Source organism: Microbulbifer variabilis ATCC 700307 (assembly GCF_000380565.1).
Classification (GTDB): Bacteria; Pseudomonadota; Gammaproteobacteria; order Pseudomonadales; family Cellvibrionaceae; genus Microbulbifer; species Microbulbifer variabilis.
Map to the genome: position 1 here is coordinate 149329 of NZ_AQYJ01000026.1, position 15776 is coordinate 165104.

Below are 15776 nucleotides of genomic sequence, written 5' to 3' on the forward strand. Positions count from 1 at the left end.
TATTGCTATAGGCATCCAACAGACAAGGGGAATGAGTGACTATGAGGCCGGCACCACTCACGGCACCGACTCTACCAAGCAGTTAGGCCGCCTCTTCAACTGCAGGACTTCCTCCTGGGATCTTTTGCTCATAGGCAAAGATAACGCCTTGAAGCACCTGCCCTACCTCCTCGCCAATAAGCTGCAACAAGGCTTTACGGGCCCGCTGATTCGGACAATCCGCAACCCATTCCAGGCCGGCACATAGATTGGTGACATGATGAAGTTGTTGAATATGAGCAGTCATTGGCATGGTCCACCTCCTGTAGGAACTACAAAACCCTCACTGCACTCAAGACCTAAGCTGCAGTGGCTTGTCACCGTTGAGTCCATTCAGTACTTTATTCGGGCCTTTGATGACAAACATCCCAACGCTACTAGCTAAATCACAGTTCTTAAATAGATATTCTGGATTATTCCTAATCTAGCAATGCAAAATGCTGTCAAATTTCTAATATCGCAATTTATGGGATTACGTGAGGGTACGGCAGATAGTTGATGTTTGAGCCAGGCACACTGGGCAAGCGCCTGCGCGAAGCAAGGAAACGGGAAAGGATGACTGGGGCACAGCTGAGCCAGAGGCTGGGGCTTGCGCCTTCGCAGATTTCAAGAATGGAAACTGGGGTTCAGCGAATACCGGCAGAGTTGCTGCCGGTATGGTGCGAGACTGTGGGTATCACCTTGGCGGAAGTATATGGAGTGGAACTAAGGCACCACTTTGTACAAATTCCATTTCCACCATTGGTTGCAAGGCTCTATGGGCAGCTACCGAGAGAATTCCGGCGACATATCCACAGGGCTATAGAGAGCAGCTACCAGCTATGGAAGAGTCGGCGATAGCGCCCGGCTCAGCGGTAATTGGAGCGCAGCGTAAATTGATCCGCTGCAGTTGTTTGATAGAAGGTTTAATGCTCATAGCTTTGCTTAACCCTTCCATTCAATTCGATACAAGCTCTAATAACTTTTAAAGAAGCTCCAACTAGAACTTCATTCCTTCCTGCTTCTTCTTCTCCTGCTGGAAGAAACTTACCACCGTGAAAGAGATTGTTTCTTACTGTGCGAACAAACCTAATAATCTGCTGCGTAGTTCTCTGGTGTTGATCTACGGTTTGGTCTTTAAATTTCACTTGATCTTCTTTTAGCACTTGCTTTCTTGGTGGTGAATTTAAAAGCAAATTCTTTGCTTCAATTAATTCTTTGTCTTCCAGTTGATTAAATTGTTGGTCAATTTCATTGGCGAAACGATCCCACGCAGGTTCGACCTTATCTTCATTTCCTATTGCATATCCTGTTGACTTTAAGGCATGTTCCATCCGTGAAAAAGTCACCATGAACTCAATGGTTAAGTCAGCAGGCATATGTAATTGTTGAAATAGGTGGTTCACATTGGTTACCTTCTAACGCCGCCAGCAGAGGCCCGCGCCTGCGCGGGTTCTGCTGCTTGGCCTTGCTATAACTTTTTACCTATAAATTTAAAATCTATACCCCATTCGGTGAAAGCACGATCTAGACCACCAATGCAGTCTATTGTTGCACCTATAGGATTATTAAAGTCTACTTTTTTTCTGCTTAACAGTATATCTACGACTGTACTGCTTGAAAAAGCACACCACTCTAGAAAGTACAAATTAAAGAAGTCGTTGACAGATTTAAGCGCCAATATGGCATGTTCACGACGCCAGCTACTTGGGTCGAATGGAAATTTTAGCTGCTTAGTATTCCCATGGTCAGCACTCCAAACATTCTCTGATATTTTACTCCATTTAGATTTCTTAACCTTCGGGTGTACATAAAGGTCTCGAATAATCTTTAACTCATGTACAAATTGTATCTGATGTACGCCTCTATCAAACTTAATATCAGGTTTTATTTTATTCAAGAAGTACTCAAATTTAGAGAGCGTTGGGAGCTTTTCAATATCACTGTAAAACTGGGTAGATAAATCCAGCGAATCAATTAAACAGTTTGATGCGCTTTCTAGTAGAAGGATGCAATTAATCACTGATGATCTGATAAAAGGGCGAATTACATCATCTTGATATTTATCTTGATCAGTATCGAATGCGAAATAGAGTAGATAGACAGAATCGTATAGTTGATTCTCAAACGTCCTCAAATAATGCCCTCTATCTTCGATGTTCATTGGTTCCTTCCAGAGGTATAACGCTTAAATCAGGTGCACCGTAGACGTCACCTGGATTTACTTGCTAGGTTCGTCTTACGAGCTTGTCTCGCCATGTGTGTTCAAAGAAGTCAATGTCTGACCAGTTGTTTATTAGCATATGAAAGTAGGGATGGAGGTTACTATTGACAGATATTATTTCTCGCAAATCTTCCAATGTGTTTTGGCTCGATTCTACTTGTGTAGAGCTGTACTTGAATACAATTCTTGTAGGGAGATTTCCCCCTAATCGAAATGTGAAGTAACCATCGTCACCAAATTTTGCTGTCCCACTGGCAGCAGGATTTTTGCTTGTACGATCAGCACTTTTTGTGAAATCAATTATTTTTTCGTGAAGAGCAAGAAACCCCTTGTATAAATCATCACTCTGTAGATTCCTTTGATTTATATTCCATTCATTCCGGTGATCATCTCTGTTTTGTGCAGAAATCGGATACCGAGCTTTCTCAAGTATGAAGTCAATGAGAAGCTTTATCAGTTCATTTTCCCTTTTATCCAGTGATATTCCTAGATCTTGAACCATTAAATCTAATTTATGACTGTACTCTTTCTTTAAGTTGCTTTCGGCTAAATGGATTGGTATTTGCTTGTATAGTTTTACTATGCCTGCTTTCAGAGCCAGTTCAATTGCATACCCCATAAGGAGAATGCTGCATTTATAGGCTGACTCCTTTTCAGAAAGGTACTCATAAGCTTTCGCTCGTGATCCTGTAGTTACTGGTTCATCACCGCATCTGATTTTTCTAAACTCCTCTAGCTTTCTAGTACCAGCTTCCCTTAGCAATTTTGATGAAATTAATTGAGTTTTAGATTCTTTTAGCCATTCATCTGGACTCATTGTTCCGTATGCTATTTCCATTGCAATCGTATTCCTCTGAATGAAATGAGTACTATTAGAACCTAACGCCGTGATATACGGCGGACCGCGTTAAGGGTGGGCCGTCCGGTGGAGCCCCAAAGGAGCGGAACGACATCATGACCTTGTTAGGAATTTACAAGCTTGAACCAATCATATTCGCTTTCCCTATCAGGTAAATACCCAAATTTCTCGAAAATCTTATATGAGTACGGCATTGGTATTGTCTTAATTGTCTTTGGTTTGTACTCAGATGCAATTCTTTCTTCAACTTTTTCAAGAAGTAAAGTAGCAATTCCTTGCTTACGGTAATCTTCCTCAACGACGATATTTCCAATACGAACCACATCATCATATGTGGGTGAAAACTCAACTGCTCCAATAACAAGATCATTCTGTACACAAGCAAGTACAATCGAACTATTCTCTCCCATTTGCGACCTTCTCAAACTTAACGAAGAAGTACCTCCAACACGATCTTTTTCAAATAAAGAGATAATATCCTCAATAAGAGGATCATCGATGTTTAAGTATTTGAACTCCATTTAATCTCCTAACGCCGCAATAAACGGCAAATAATAGTTGGCTAAAATTTGTGAGGCACGAACAAAGCCAACTGTTATTTGTCCGATTTAATTGCCTTGTTAGTTTTCAAGTACATCATACTATCTTTAAATACCTCAAATAACTCACAATGGAAATTTTGAAGGCTATCAATTAGCTCTTCAATTTCTTTTTGGTTACGAACATATTCAGGATTTAAGTTTTCACTATCTGGTAGCGAGTTAATTTGCGTTAAATCTAACCAAGATGAAGCATCACAATCAACCTGGAATAACCAATCAGTAACAGTACAGTCAAAATAAAAGTCCGCTAAAGCAATTGATTCTTGAAGTTCTTCGTATAGTTTTTTATCAACTACACGATTGCTATCGAAGCTTCGCAAGAACCTTTTTACAACCATATAGATTTTCAGCTTGTTTGAGTTGCTTTCACGTTTTTCTTTATCGACATTTAGCTTCCATTGCTGATATGCAATAAAGCCTACAGAAATAGCAATTACAGGGCTAAGTAATGCGGAAAAAATATCAATGATTTGTTTGACTGTGCTCAGAGATTCCACCTCAACTTCCTTTGAAAACTAACGCTACGATAACCGGCATTCTAAAGCGTGCTGCAGCGCAGCGGAAGTATGCTTTAAAAATGTCCGGTTCATTGCCTTGTTATGCGGCTAATTCTCTCTCCATCACAAGGACTTCTAAGCCGCGATAAATAACTTTTTCTATTGGATTCCAACCCAAACGACTATATAGACCGCCGTCTAGATGCTCCGTTTGAATGTAGAGCTTCGACACGTCAAGTTGCTCTGCTAGTGAGATGATTCTGGCAATGATTGCTTCTGCGATTTTCTTTCCGCGATGAGACTTGGAAACATACACACCACCGAGCCAATGTTCCTTTTCTGGGTAAATAGTCATTTCACGGTATTTCAACTGTGCAGCACCCAGGATTTCTCCTGATTCGACTGCTAAAACGAGAAGTGGTATTTTATCAGTGTTCAGGTAGTCAGAAAGCGATTCTTGAGTTTTAGCCAGGCTATTGCTTTCACTTAGATAACCCCATTCAGTAAAATACCATTCCGCAACAATTGGTAGCGCTTGTTCATTCTCAGCAAGCAGTTGTAATTCCATCTCTCAACCTTTTGTTCGCGACTAGCCGCATAACGCTCTTTAGCAGCGGCCGAAGTGAAGGTGCGAAGCACCGTAACTGAGGTCCAGCCCCAGAGGGGCGATGCTGCCTAAATTTGTTATGCGTGAATTCAAAGAGCGACTTCCTTGCTTACCATTAAGTCACTCAATGTAAGGCCGATACTATCTACATCATCAAATTCTCGTTGAAATATTTCTTCTGAGCCTGATTCTATGTCGAGCACCATATCAAAACCGTCTGTATTTACTGCAAATACGAAAAATCCACTTTCAGCATCTCCAGGAGACTGATCGGCCGAATTTAGATAGTACTGTATTTCAAGTACGAGTGGCCTGTCCTCGAATTCATATCGAACCGGACAATGACTTTTCCTAAGCTCATCCAGCTTTTCATATATGTTCAAGTTATGAATCTCCGAATCCGATTCTCACACGTCGTGGCAGCATAACGCCAGCAACACCGGGCAAATTGAAGCGCAGCGTAAATTTGTTCCGCGTGATTGCGCTTGTTAAGGTTCCCATCCACGGTATTTCCCTTTTTGCATTGTCCAACGGCCATCTTTTGTTATCGGTGGAGTTTCCTTGCCTTCTGGTATGTTGTTTATGTGCTTAAACCACTTCAGTTTGTTGGGCAGAATATAAATGTACTCTACTAAAATCCTAAAGAAATCGTCGATCTGTTGCGCATTTATTGGGTGGATATTTTCAATATCATGAGCCGCTTGATTGCCAATAAGCCTAATACTATCAGCTGTCTCAGCTATTAGGCTTGGCAAAGATTGTTGCTCACAGAGCTTTTTGAGTTTGTTAGCAAGACTGCCTTTTTCTATACCATGGAGCTTACAAATAATTTCGATGCATTTTCTTACGCTCATAGAAAATGCCTCAGAGTTTAGGTTTTGTATACGTTTTGCGCATTCGTAAGTAACTCGAACCTCGTGAGGAATAGACTCACTTGACAGCAGTGCATTTGGATAAAGTACTTCCGCTTTATCAAATAATTCAGGTGGTAATTGACCACCATAGTCATCAGCTAAAATGAGGCGACCGCATGCAGTACACTCTGATACAAACATATGGCCCTTGTGCTCATATATAAAATGATCATTAAGATTCATTGAATAACACTCATCTTCATAAACAGATAAGTACCGAAACTCAATTCCTTTATCACTATTGCAGTACGGGCAATATTTCATAAGAACCTTAACGCCTTGCGAAGGGGCGTTTTTTAGTTGTTTTGATTTGTGCTATTAAAGCACAAATCAAAGCAGCTAAAAATACGTCCCGCTTGCGCAACTTGTTAACTGTGGAGGGGCTCATAGTGCTATAGCCGAATAAATGCTTGCAACGCACATGATTGCAAAAATGGTTGATACCACCCGTGATGAAACAGTCGTGCATAGGGCTTGAGTATACCCAACACTTGACATAATAAAGAAAACAATTGCTGCCGGAATTGTAAGTATGCGCGAATTATCATGCGTCCAATCTTCAGGAATTTCATATGTCAGAGGGTAAAACACTATGCGCGATAAAATACCCTGTTTTTTCCTTAACTTCTCGATGCCACCTTCACTCTCAAACATGCCTAATGCCGTCAGGTAAGCCAAGAATGTTAATGGCACGATAATGAAGAGAATTGCTTTGCTCATGTGGGTAGTTAACGCCTTTATAACGGGCAGCCAGCGCGAAGCGCGTTGTTTGGCTGTCCAGCCACGCAGTGGCGCTCGTTGATAAACTTGTTAGGCATTGCTACGAAGAACATATTTTGCACCATAAAATAAAGAGGCTACAACAATAACTCCTGTTGGGAACAACGGGTTTATGCTGAAATCTAACGTTACAAGCACAGGCGCAAGAATAAAGAACAAAACCATGCCCCAGCGCCCCCAAAATCCTGTTGCCCAAGTTGTTGCCATACCCGCAGCCACTAAAGTGACAATAGACATTGCCAGGTTGAGTAGATTAATCGGTGGGCTTGCAATTGTCACGATAACTGCAATTAACGCACCTAGAGTGACGATGGCTAAAGGGCCGCCAATGAGTACGCCTTTTAGAAACCGTTTTGTATCGTTGCTATCTTTCACTGGATGCCTAACAGTTTATTAAAGAGCCAGTGGCTCACTATCCATTTGGCCACTATTTCTGGAATCGAGCTTCCAAGCTCCACAGAAAAGCCTTTGTTTGCGGTAGGTTATAAATTTTCGTTCAAATAACAACCAGAGATAGTGAGTCATCGGCTCAAGTCGGCTGGTTCGACCTCCCGCTCTTGAACACATTTTACCCATAAATAAATCAATAAGTTAGGGGGGGATTTCTGTAGATGTAAGCCATGGCTCTATAATTCGGGCTTTCGCACCGGCAATACGCCCATTTCAATACTGAACACCACAGCCAGTATCACCCACTCGGTATCGCCATAGCCGCAAAAGAACTATGCACAGCCAGGCGGTCGAAGGTTCGAATCCTCCCGAGCGCGCCATACACGAAAGCCCGCACCGAAAGGTTCGGGCTTTTTTGTTATCTGCCCTTAAGAGCCCTCGCCGACGCCCTCTCCCAAGCTGCACAAAACGTAAACTTTTGTCCTAGTGATTTGGCACTTACCTCCCATGGCAACCTTGCCCCATATCAACAACACTTTCCCTGCACCGATTGACCTCATCAGGATGTCGCGATAAGGATGGCTGCAACGGGATTACCCGTGAGATAATTGACAGAGTAATCGTGGATTACGGCCATTTGCAGTCTATTCGTGCCGGCGCCCAACCTGCTTGGTGAGAAGTCCCGAAACACCCAGCCTCAGTTCTGAAATTATCCTCACACAGAGTCCTTCACCTGCCCAAATTACTAGCCAAACACGCGCCCTGCTGATACCTGTCAAATTACTGTTGCCACTTACACCCAAAGGATCGCCTTATGAATCCACAGCTTTTAGTCACAGCATTTGCACTTGTTATTGCCAGTGCCCATGTGTTAGCAGACAACAATACGTCTATTGTTGAACAGATCGGTACAGGCAACATGGCCATGGCTGATCAAGCTGACCTCAGTACTCACAGCAGCACCATTTCACAAATACAAAATGGTAGTAATAATTTCTCAGACGCAACTCAATTTGGAACCACTTTAAATAGCACTATCAGTCACACACAAATAGGCAGCGGAAATAGCTCTCTCAATTTGGAACAGGAGAATGCCGTATCCTCCAATATGACTATTTTGCAGAGTGGCGATGGAAACATACTGTCAAATTTTCAGATTAATACCACCGGAACTACGGTGTCACAAACACTCTTCGGGGCCAATAATGGCACAAGCGCCACCCAAATTAATTCATCTAATGATACAGCCATTTCTTTGCAGCAGGGTGACTCCAACAATACAGCGCTCACCCAAATAGACAGTACTAATAACTTTATGAGTATGACCCAGGACGGCAGCAACAATAACGGGGTATCGATACAGATTCAAAGCTCCTTTGGTACCGTACTGATTTTACAAATCGGGGATCAAAATGAGAGTGGAATATCTCACAGTCTAAGCACTTCTGACTTTGCCAGCTCCACACAATTTGGCACAGGGAATATGATAAGCCTTGGCCAAGGTGGAGGCAGCAACAATTTTGCTACTGTTGACCAGATTGGCGAGCAGAATTCAGTACAGGCTAATCAATTCGGTAGCTCCTTTAGTCAATTAAATATTAACCAGCAAGGTATGCTAAATACGCAAAATATTTTTCAGGCAGGTTCGCTAATTCGCTCATGGACCACCCAGAGTGGTATGGAAAATTCTGTTGTATCTAATCAGGGTGGTATGAGCCATACTTTAACCTCCCTGCAAAGCGGAAGCCTGAACAGCCTTACAGCCAATCAAAATGGTGTCTCACAACTTGCTAACGTGACCCAGCTGGGAGCAAACAATAGCGGTACGATCAATCAATAATCACCAAACAACCTGGCAAGTCTCGCATGAGCTTCAGGAAGCCCTACAGGGGGGCTTCCTGCCTACCCTTCTTAGATAAGCTCCTTACAGTTTCCAATGAAGACCGCATAAACAGGCCTCCAGGTCACTAAATGTCAAAATATGCATCTAGAATGAAGAAAATGCTTGACTCTATCTTTGCCTATCTATATTGTGCGCCTCCTCGACGCGCTCGTAGCTCAGCTGGATAGAGTACCTGGCTACGAACCAGGCGGTCGGAGGTTCGAATCCTCCCGAGCGCGCCAGTTTACAAAGGGTCTATATCTTCAGGATATAGGCCCTTTTTTATTGCCCACCTAGCAAATGAACTGCTTCCTCCTCACCCCTTCTACTCTCAATGTAAATCAATACCCACCACTACCCTAATTGATTCAGGGAATCAGCCCCCAAAGAAAAAGTACTTCTACCATCCAGATATAACTTCAGCACCAACTCTTCCAAAAAAGTCTAACTCGGGAAATCATATATTAATTGAAATTCCTTTATAGTGATGGCCGGAATACCCTAACTATTTCAAAAGGAATTTGTCATGAAAAGCAGCACACTCATTCTACCTCGAGCAATCATTGCTCTTTCTTTAACTCTCTCAGTATCTCTCATCTCTTCGCAAACACTAGCAGTAGAGTGTGGAGACACCATTATAAAGCCAACCATTCTTACACAAGATCTTAACTGTGAGTTAACTGAGGAAAACCCTGTAGCCTTAACCGTAATGGGGCCATTCGGCAGCCTCACAATAGAGGATGCTGAAATTTTATGTTCGATTCAGGCCCCACTTGTCGGTGAAACATTTGGCGTAGTTCTAAAGGGGATCAACGCTAGTGTGTCAGGAGGTAAGATCTCCAATTGTGAGAATGGTGTTTCTGCTGAAGGGCAAGGAAGTCACTCGATTTCCAGTATTGAGATTGTCAACTTTAATCGAGACGGTATACGCCTGGCCAGCAATCGTAATACGGTTTCGAATGTAATGCTTACAGGACTTGCCGGCTCAGGCTTAGCGGACGGCATTTCTGTGCAAGGGAATAATAATAGTATTTCCAACTGCATAGTTGGCGGTAATGGTGACGAAGGAATAGAAATTCTGGGTGATTATACTAACGTTACCTTCTGTCAAATCTCTGGATATGAAGAAGAAGGCATAGAAGTAAATGGAGATTACTCCAACATCACTCAAAATATTATTCAAAATAATATTGATCGTGGAGTAACAATTAACGGCAACTTTACCACTGTGGGGCAAAACATTATCAGGTTTAATGGGGAAATAGGTGTTGACATTCGCAACACTCTAGGCAGCAGAATCACTTCCAACACCATACTTGAAAACGGATCACAGCTTTCAGTGGAATTTGGCGGAATTGTCATTACTGGCGACGAGGCTGCTGGGAATCAGATTATTGGAAACACGGTTTTCAACAACGAACAATTTGATTTATCCGACCCTTTTGACCCTGATTGCACAGGAAGCAATATTTGGGAAGGAAATCAGTTTGGAAGTGCCAACCCAGGATGTCTAAATTAATACTTGCAAAGCATTATTATACCGGGGAACGAAGAGGCCAACTCTTCTTTGCTCGGTATAATCTTCTTAAGAAGCTAACCATTTCTACCCTGGGGGCCTAAGAACTTGCCAGTTCCTGCAGAATATCAGCGCTCCCGCGATAAACTCTATGAGTATCTTATCGATGCACGGAATAAAGCCAACCTCTGGAGCACCCATGTGACTTTCACAATGACCCAGGGTGTCTTTCAAGTGTTCCGTCGCCGCCTTTCCCTGATGGATGCCATCAGGTTCTCCCAAGCACTCCCCCCATGCCTGCGAGCCCTTTTTGTTGAACAATGGGATGTCACAGAAAAGCAAAAGCCATTTGAAGATTTACAAACTATGACACAGGAAGTCAGGAACCTTCGCCCGGATCATAACTTTTCTACCGACAACGCAATCAAGGACGTTGCCTGGGCATTGAGAAAACATGTTGATGAAACAGTCTTCGATCGAGTACTGGATACTTTGCCCCCAGAGGCAAAAACATTTTGGTCGATCGACAATAGATAAAATACCTTCCGCTAATATAACCATTCCAAATAACCCAAACTTCATACACATTACCAAAGGTCAATATACGGTTACTCACGCAGATAGATCATTAATGGCTATGCTTTAAATATTTAAATCACTTGCCCTTATGGAAAGGAGTTCCGGATGAAAGGCTATGGCTTCAACTTAGGAAACGCCATAAAAAGTGTCGCGGTACTCATTACTGGATCGCTATTTTCCCTCCATGTATTCGCGGTTAGCTGTGGCGACACTATAACTTCGCCAACTACATTAACAGGTAATCTAAATTGCGAACTCAGCCAGGCAACTCCAGTTGCACTTACCGTGCAGGGCCCTGCCGGCATTCTTAATATGAATGGGTTCGCAATTAACTGCTCCACACTAGATCCCGCCGCCACAGAGTTTACAGCTGTCGAATTACAAGGTACCGCTGCAAGAGTCAGCAATGGCACACTTAATAATTGCCTCAATGGCGTCGTAGCCATGGGCGATGGCTTCCATCAGATCAGCAATATGACGATGACAGATGTTATTAGGAATGGAGTCCTATTATTTAGCGACGGTAATATTTTGCTTGACACTTCCATTACCGGAGTCGCCGGTTCCTCTGTTTCAGATGGTGTAGAGGTGTTGGGAAATGACAATATAGTCTCCGGGTGCACCATCTTAGGCGATGGTGACGAAGGCGTTGAAATACTTGGCCTGCGCAATACGCTGACATTTAGTTATGTGGCGGGGTTTAGTGAAGACGGTTTAGAGCTGGACGGAGATCATATCATTGTTGCGCAAAATACCTTTGAAAATAATGGTCAAACCGGAGTAATCATCAATGGTAACTTTGCCACAGTTACCCAAAATACTGTGACCGGTAATGGCGAGATTGGCATTAATATCAGCGGCGGGAATGGTGGTAAAATTAGCACGAACTTCGTAACAAATAACGGCTCTAACGCCTCCCCCAACTATGGTGGTATCGTCCTGACTGACCCAAATAGCTCCAACTACCAGATTCTTGGCAACATTTTATCTGGCAATCAGCAATTTGACCTGATTGATCTGTTTGATCCAAACTGCACCGGAAGTAATCGTTGGCTGGGAAATCAGTTTGAATCCGCCAACCCTATGTGTCTGCGCTAAAGACTGAGTTCTCTTCGTTTGTTATAGTGGGGAAAGTCCGCTTTCCCCTTTTCTTTGCTCTCTCTAACCTCTTACAAACTACCGTTCCCCGGCCATTTAGCGCCATTCTTACCAATACCTACATTATCACTATCCACTTTTAGAGCGTAAAGAATAACCTCCGCACTTCACATAAAATACTTAACTGCTACCGCACAGTTGGCTTATATTTATCATCTATCATTGTTTAGCGTCACTACTCGAGAATACTATTTAAGCACTGGCAGGAACCCGATGAAATGACTCTGAATTGCAACCTCCACGGCTGGAGATTTTATCCTTAGCTGCAATGAAAAAATCATGGCCAAAAAAGTACTCATCAGTCTGTTAATTTTAGTCGCTCTCTATATCACGATTGCATATATCTACAATACCCGATTCACTCAGACGGCTATATTTGAAAGAACCTCCGTGACTGAAGAGTTCATAAAAAGCACGGCAGATATCGAAAAAAAAGACACTATCAATATTCTCATTATTGAAGGTGGCGGAGTTCGCGGCCTCATTCCACTTTATATAATCCAGTACTTGGAGTCCCGCCTTGGTAAACCTGTTAGTGAGCTATTCGATGTTTTTAGCGGGGTTTCTACCGGAGCGGCAATTGCCACCGGGGTTAATGTTCCATTTAAATCTCTCCTTGAATACCGTGGCGGAGACCTGTCAGCCACTGAATACATGATAAAGGTCTATCGGGAGGATACCGATTATGTATTTTCCTCTCCGTGGTATCATAAGATACTCACTGCAGGAGGACTTTTCTCCCCTTCTTTTCTCGGGGACCGTTTACACGAGACCTTGGCGAAGCACTACTCAAAACACCTTCCATTTACTGATTTAAAAAACTACGTCATTATTCCCGCCCTGGATGTACACAGTGGAAAAATCCACCTTTTTAAAAACCGAGGAACTTCTGTTACCGACCTACCAACCAATACCACTTACCAATTGGTTACAGCTTCTGTCAGTGCAGAGACGGCCTTCCCACCAGTAATTTTCAGGGCTCCGGATGGGGAGACAAAACACCGTTTTTTCGCCGATGCGGGTATGGCTATCAACAACCCAACCAGCCTGATTTTGTTGGATATCATTAACGAATTCCCCGGGAAAAATTACTATTTACTGATCCTGGGTGCTGGCAATCCACCTCTTGCGGGGGCGAAAATCAGTTATGACCAAATAAAAAACTGGGGGCGTTTACGCTGGCTGAGAGATGCCTTCTCTAATATTCAATTGTCCATGGATCACCAGCAGGTTTTTACACTGGAAATTGCCAAGTCTCTCTCATCCAAGGGGCGCATCGAATATGATTTTCTGGATATAGATATTGCAGAACCTTTTGTAGGCATCTTTGACGCCGGATCCAAAGGGCACCTGAGAGCCTATGCTGACCAGCTAATTGAAGAAAATCGCCCGGCTTTAGAGAGAATTATTAAGCATTTGGAACAGCAAAATTAGTGCACCGGTCTCGTAATACCTTTCTGCTATCGTTCTTCCAGACGCTAAAGGCAGGGTTAAACTAAAGATTGAAATAGCGGCACGAGCTTAGCGTTAATTCTACCTGCTGCTGTCTTCTACTCGCTGTCAACCTTAATCATGAAGGCGTTAATATTTTGTACTAATGGAATTGGAAGCTTTCCCTCGGACCTTTTCCAACAATAGGGTTAGTGCAAACTTTATTACCGCATTAACTTGCCCAGCATGATTTCTTCCAAACAATTGGCAAACCATAATGTCCTCAGACCCGCCTTCTGTTTTCACTGCAACGCCCCACTAAATACCACCCCCACAGCAATCAAGAACTGCAATATGAATGGAACACCCGATATACATACCGCAAATACAGACCTTAATGCTGCTGCCTGCCCTTTAAATATTAACTACCGGCAGAGCTTCGAAACGCGTTGTGTAGGCCGGTGAGCGATAGGCCTGCCGCATCTTCCACTGCTTTTGCACACCCTCAGCACCTAAAAACAAAGTGCCACTGCCAAAGCGCTGATTAACCCGGTCCAGTGTCTGCATCATCATACCAGCACGGGCCGGCTGCCCGATGGCGAATAGATCACCCTGCCCCAAAGTCTTGGGTACCAACTCAACCAGCCCCACCCCAGCTTTCATAAAACGGTGTCCCGGACGATAGAGTTCCCTTATGGCCCCCTTCGCCAAACTGGCAATTAAGCGGGTGTCATCCGTAGGGTAAGGACATCGCACCACGGTGCTGCGGCTGTAATAGTTGGGCTCATGCGGGGATGTATGCAGAAACAGGTGAATCGCTGTTACCAGGTATTCCTGCGCACGCAATTTCTCTGCCGCCCGACTCGCATAGAGTGTAATAGCCTGTAACAGGGGCGGCAGCTCGGTGAGCTTTTCCCCAAATGAGCGGGTGCAATAAATCTGCTTCTTGGGCGCGGGCTGCTCTTCCAGGCTGAAACAGGGGGAGCCATTCAACTCCTCGATAGTTCGCTCAATATTAATATTGGTACGCCTGCGTAAAATTTTGGGGTTGGCCTGCCCCAGGTCATAGGCAGTTACAATGCCAAATTCCCCTAACCGTTGGGCCAAGCGCCGACCAACTCCCCACACCTTGTCAACTGGTATGCGTCTCTGCAGCCATTGCCAACGTTGCGGGCCATCCAAGACACAGACCCCATCGCATTTGGGAATCTTCTTCGCCGCTCTGTTCGCCAACTTGGCCAGGGTTTTGCTGGGGGCAATTCCAACTCCCACCGGCATGCGTACATCCCGCCACAGGGTTCGACGTATTCCCTGCCCGTACTCGACCCAGTCCTCCCGCAGGCCTTGCAGATTGAGGAACATCTCATCAATACTGTACACCTCCACCTCTGGGCTAAAGTCCCGCAGGGTTGTCATGACTCTGTGAGAGATATCACCATAGAGAGGGTAGTTACTGGAAAAAATGGCAACATCATGATGCCGCAGCAAATGTTCAATCTTGAAGAAAGGTTCCAAATCACCGATACCCAGCAATTTGGCCTCTTTGGAACGCGCTACCACAAAGCCATCGTTATTTGATAACACCACCACTGGCCTACCCCGCAGGTCCGGCCGAAAAATCTGTTCACAGCTGGCGTAGCAACTGTTGCAATCCACCAATGCCAGCATTCAGCAAGATCGATGGTAGCGAATAGATGCCTTTACCACCCCTTCCAAAACGAGCTCCTGCCCCTCCCTGATAGGTATCGGAGGGTAGCGATCATTGGCGGAGAGCAGGCGCCCCCGGTAGCGGTCCAGGACCTTGCAGGCGAGCTGTCCATCCAGGGCAACTACCACAACATCCCCCTGAGCCGGCTCCAGTGAGCGGTCTACTATCAGGAGATCCCGGTCAAAGATGCCCAGGCCCTGCATGGAGTCCCCATTGGCACGCGCCATAAAAGTGGCAGCGGGCCGGGTAATAAGGTGTTGGTCGAGGCTTAGTGAATCCTCCCTGTGGTCATCCGCGGGAGAAGGGAAGCCTGCTGCAACACCATGGCTGTATAAAGGGGTCAGTTTCATTAGGGAACACCAATACTGTATATAAATACAGTTTAGAGGCTGAAAAGTGACACCGGCAAGAGAATTAAGTGACCACAGGGCCGGGAAGTGCCCACTAACATCCAATGGTGGTCAAGGAGAGGTGGAGTCTGACACCAAAGGCCAGCCCACCAGTTACCCTCAAGCCGCTTGGCAGCGTGACACTCTGGCACTATGATCCGGCCCCATAGGCAAAACCCAGATAACAGGGCCTCTTATTACTCGATCAATAGCCCACTGGAA

Annotated in this window: 19 protein-coding genes and 1 tRNA gene; 7 read left to right on the plus strand and 13 right to left on the minus strand. The window is 44.4% G+C overall.

All coding sequences use genetic code 11. The annotated features are described in order from the left end of the window. Positions 1-82 precede the first annotated feature (82 nt). Positions 83-292 (minus strand): hypothetical protein, encoded by a 210-nt coding sequence (locus G367_RS0111375; protein ID WP_020413255.1) that lies wholly within the window; start codon positions 290-292, stop codon positions 83-85. Positions 293-537: 245 nt separating this feature from the next. Here G367_RS0111375 and G367_RS23705 point away from each other — a divergent pair, with 245 nt between their 5' ends. Beyond that, positions 538-879, plus strand: coding sequence for a helix-turn-helix domain-containing protein (locus G367_RS23705; protein WP_020413256.1), 342 nt, complete (start codon positions 538-540; stop codon positions 877-879). Between the two features lie 65 nt (positions 880-944). Here the strand turns inward: G367_RS23705 and G367_RS0111385 are convergent, their stop codons facing one another. The 10 genes from G367_RS0111385 to G367_RS0111430 all read right to left on the minus strand — a co-directional run bounded on the left by G367_RS0111385 (position 945) and on the right by G367_RS0111430 (position 6876). Continuing rightward, positions 945-1424 (minus strand): hypothetical protein, encoded by a 480-nt coding sequence (locus tag G367_RS0111385; protein ID WP_020413257.1) that lies wholly within the window; start codon positions 1422-1424, stop codon positions 945-947. A 65-nt stretch (positions 1425-1489) separates the two neighbouring features. After that, positions 1490-2182, minus strand: a complete 693-nt coding sequence (locus G367_RS0111390; protein ID WP_020413258.1) for a hypothetical protein — start codon at positions 2180-2182, stop codon at positions 1490-1492. A gap of 64 nt (positions 2183-2246) precedes the next feature. Next, positions 2247-3080 (minus strand): hypothetical protein, encoded by an 834-nt coding sequence (locus G367_RS0111395; protein ID WP_020413259.1) that lies wholly within the window; start codon positions 3078-3080, stop codon positions 2247-2249. 125 nt (positions 3081-3205) lie between these two features. Continuing rightward, entirely contained in the window at positions 3206-3622 is a 417-nt protein-coding gene (locus tag G367_RS0111400; RefSeq protein WP_020413260.1) for a GNAT family N-acetyltransferase, read from the minus strand. A gap of 74 nt (positions 3623-3696) precedes the next feature. Next, the gene (locus G367_RS0111405) at positions 3697-4200 is read right to left on the minus strand and encodes a hypothetical protein (RefSeq protein ID WP_020413261.1); all 504 of its coding nucleotides are present in this window, start codon (positions 4198-4200) and stop codon (positions 3697-3699) included. Between the two features lie 100 nt (positions 4201-4300). After that, positions 4301-4768, minus strand: coding sequence for a GNAT family N-acetyltransferase (locus tag G367_RS0111410; RefSeq protein WP_020413262.1), 468 nt, complete (start codon positions 4766-4768; stop codon positions 4301-4303). Positions 4769-4896: 128 nt separating this feature from the next. Next, positions 4897-5190: a hypothetical protein gene (locus G367_RS0111415; protein ID WP_020413263.1), complete on the minus strand. Its 294-nt coding sequence runs from the start codon at positions 5188-5190 to the stop codon at positions 4897-4899. A gap of 105 nt (positions 5191-5295) precedes the next feature. Further along, positions 5296-5904 (minus strand): DUF4145 domain-containing protein, encoded by a 609-nt coding sequence (locus G367_RS0111420; RefSeq protein WP_020413264.1) that lies wholly within the window; start codon positions 5902-5904, stop codon positions 5296-5298. Between the two features lie 201 nt (positions 5905-6105). Continuing rightward, positions 6106-6441, minus strand: a complete 336-nt coding sequence (locus G367_RS0111425; RefSeq protein WP_020413265.1) for a hypothetical protein — start codon at positions 6439-6441, stop codon at positions 6106-6108. A 90-nt stretch (positions 6442-6531) separates the two neighbouring features. Next, the gene (locus G367_RS0111430; RefSeq protein ID WP_020413266.1) at positions 6532-6876 is read right to left on the minus strand and encodes a hypothetical protein; all 345 of its coding nucleotides are present in this window, start codon (positions 6874-6876) and stop codon (positions 6532-6534) included. Between the two features lie 829 nt (positions 6877-7705). Between G367_RS0111430 and G367_RS0111435 the strand changes: the two genes are divergently transcribed. The 6 genes from G367_RS0111435 (at position 7706) to G367_RS0111460 (ending at position 13460) form a co-directional block, all read left to right on the plus strand. Next, a complete protein-coding gene (locus G367_RS0111435) occupies positions 7706-8731 on the plus strand; it encodes a serine-rich family protein (protein ID WP_020413267.1) in 1026 nt (341 codons plus the stop codon). Positions 8732-8938: 207 nt separating this feature from the next. After that, positions 8939-9015 (plus strand) — tRNA-Arg (locus G367_RS0111440). Positions 9016-9299: 284 nt separating this feature from the next. Continuing rightward, positions 9300-10292: a right-handed parallel beta-helix repeat-containing protein gene (locus tag G367_RS0111445; RefSeq protein WP_083922720.1), complete on the plus strand. Its 993-nt coding sequence runs from the start codon at positions 9300-9302 to the stop codon at positions 10290-10292. A gap of 105 nt (positions 10293-10397) precedes the next feature. After that, on the plus strand, positions 10398-10826 hold the full coding sequence (locus tag G367_RS0111450) for a DUF2267 domain-containing protein (RefSeq protein ID WP_020413269.1): 429 nt from the start codon (positions 10398-10400) through the stop codon (positions 10824-10826). 147 nt (positions 10827-10973) lie between these two features. Continuing rightward, positions 10974-11966, plus strand: coding sequence for a right-handed parallel beta-helix repeat-containing protein (locus G367_RS0111455; protein WP_020413270.1), 993 nt, complete (start codon positions 10974-10976; stop codon positions 11964-11966). Between the two features lie 339 nt (positions 11967-12305). Beyond that, positions 12306-13460, plus strand: coding sequence for a patatin-like phospholipase family protein (locus tag G367_RS0111460; RefSeq protein ID WP_020413271.1), 1155 nt, complete (start codon positions 12306-12308; stop codon positions 13458-13460). Positions 13461-13871: 411 nt separating this feature from the next. Here G367_RS0111460 and G367_RS0111465 read toward each other — a convergent pair whose 3' ends face one another. Next, positions 13872-15125 (minus strand): Y-family DNA polymerase, encoded by a 1254-nt coding sequence (locus G367_RS0111465; protein WP_020413272.1) that lies wholly within the window; start codon positions 15123-15125, stop codon positions 13872-13874. Next, positions 15126-15515: a LexA family protein gene (locus G367_RS0111470; protein WP_020413273.1), complete on the minus strand. Its 390-nt coding sequence runs from the start codon at positions 15513-15515 to the stop codon at positions 15126-15128. Positions 15516-15776: the final 261 nt, after the last annotated feature.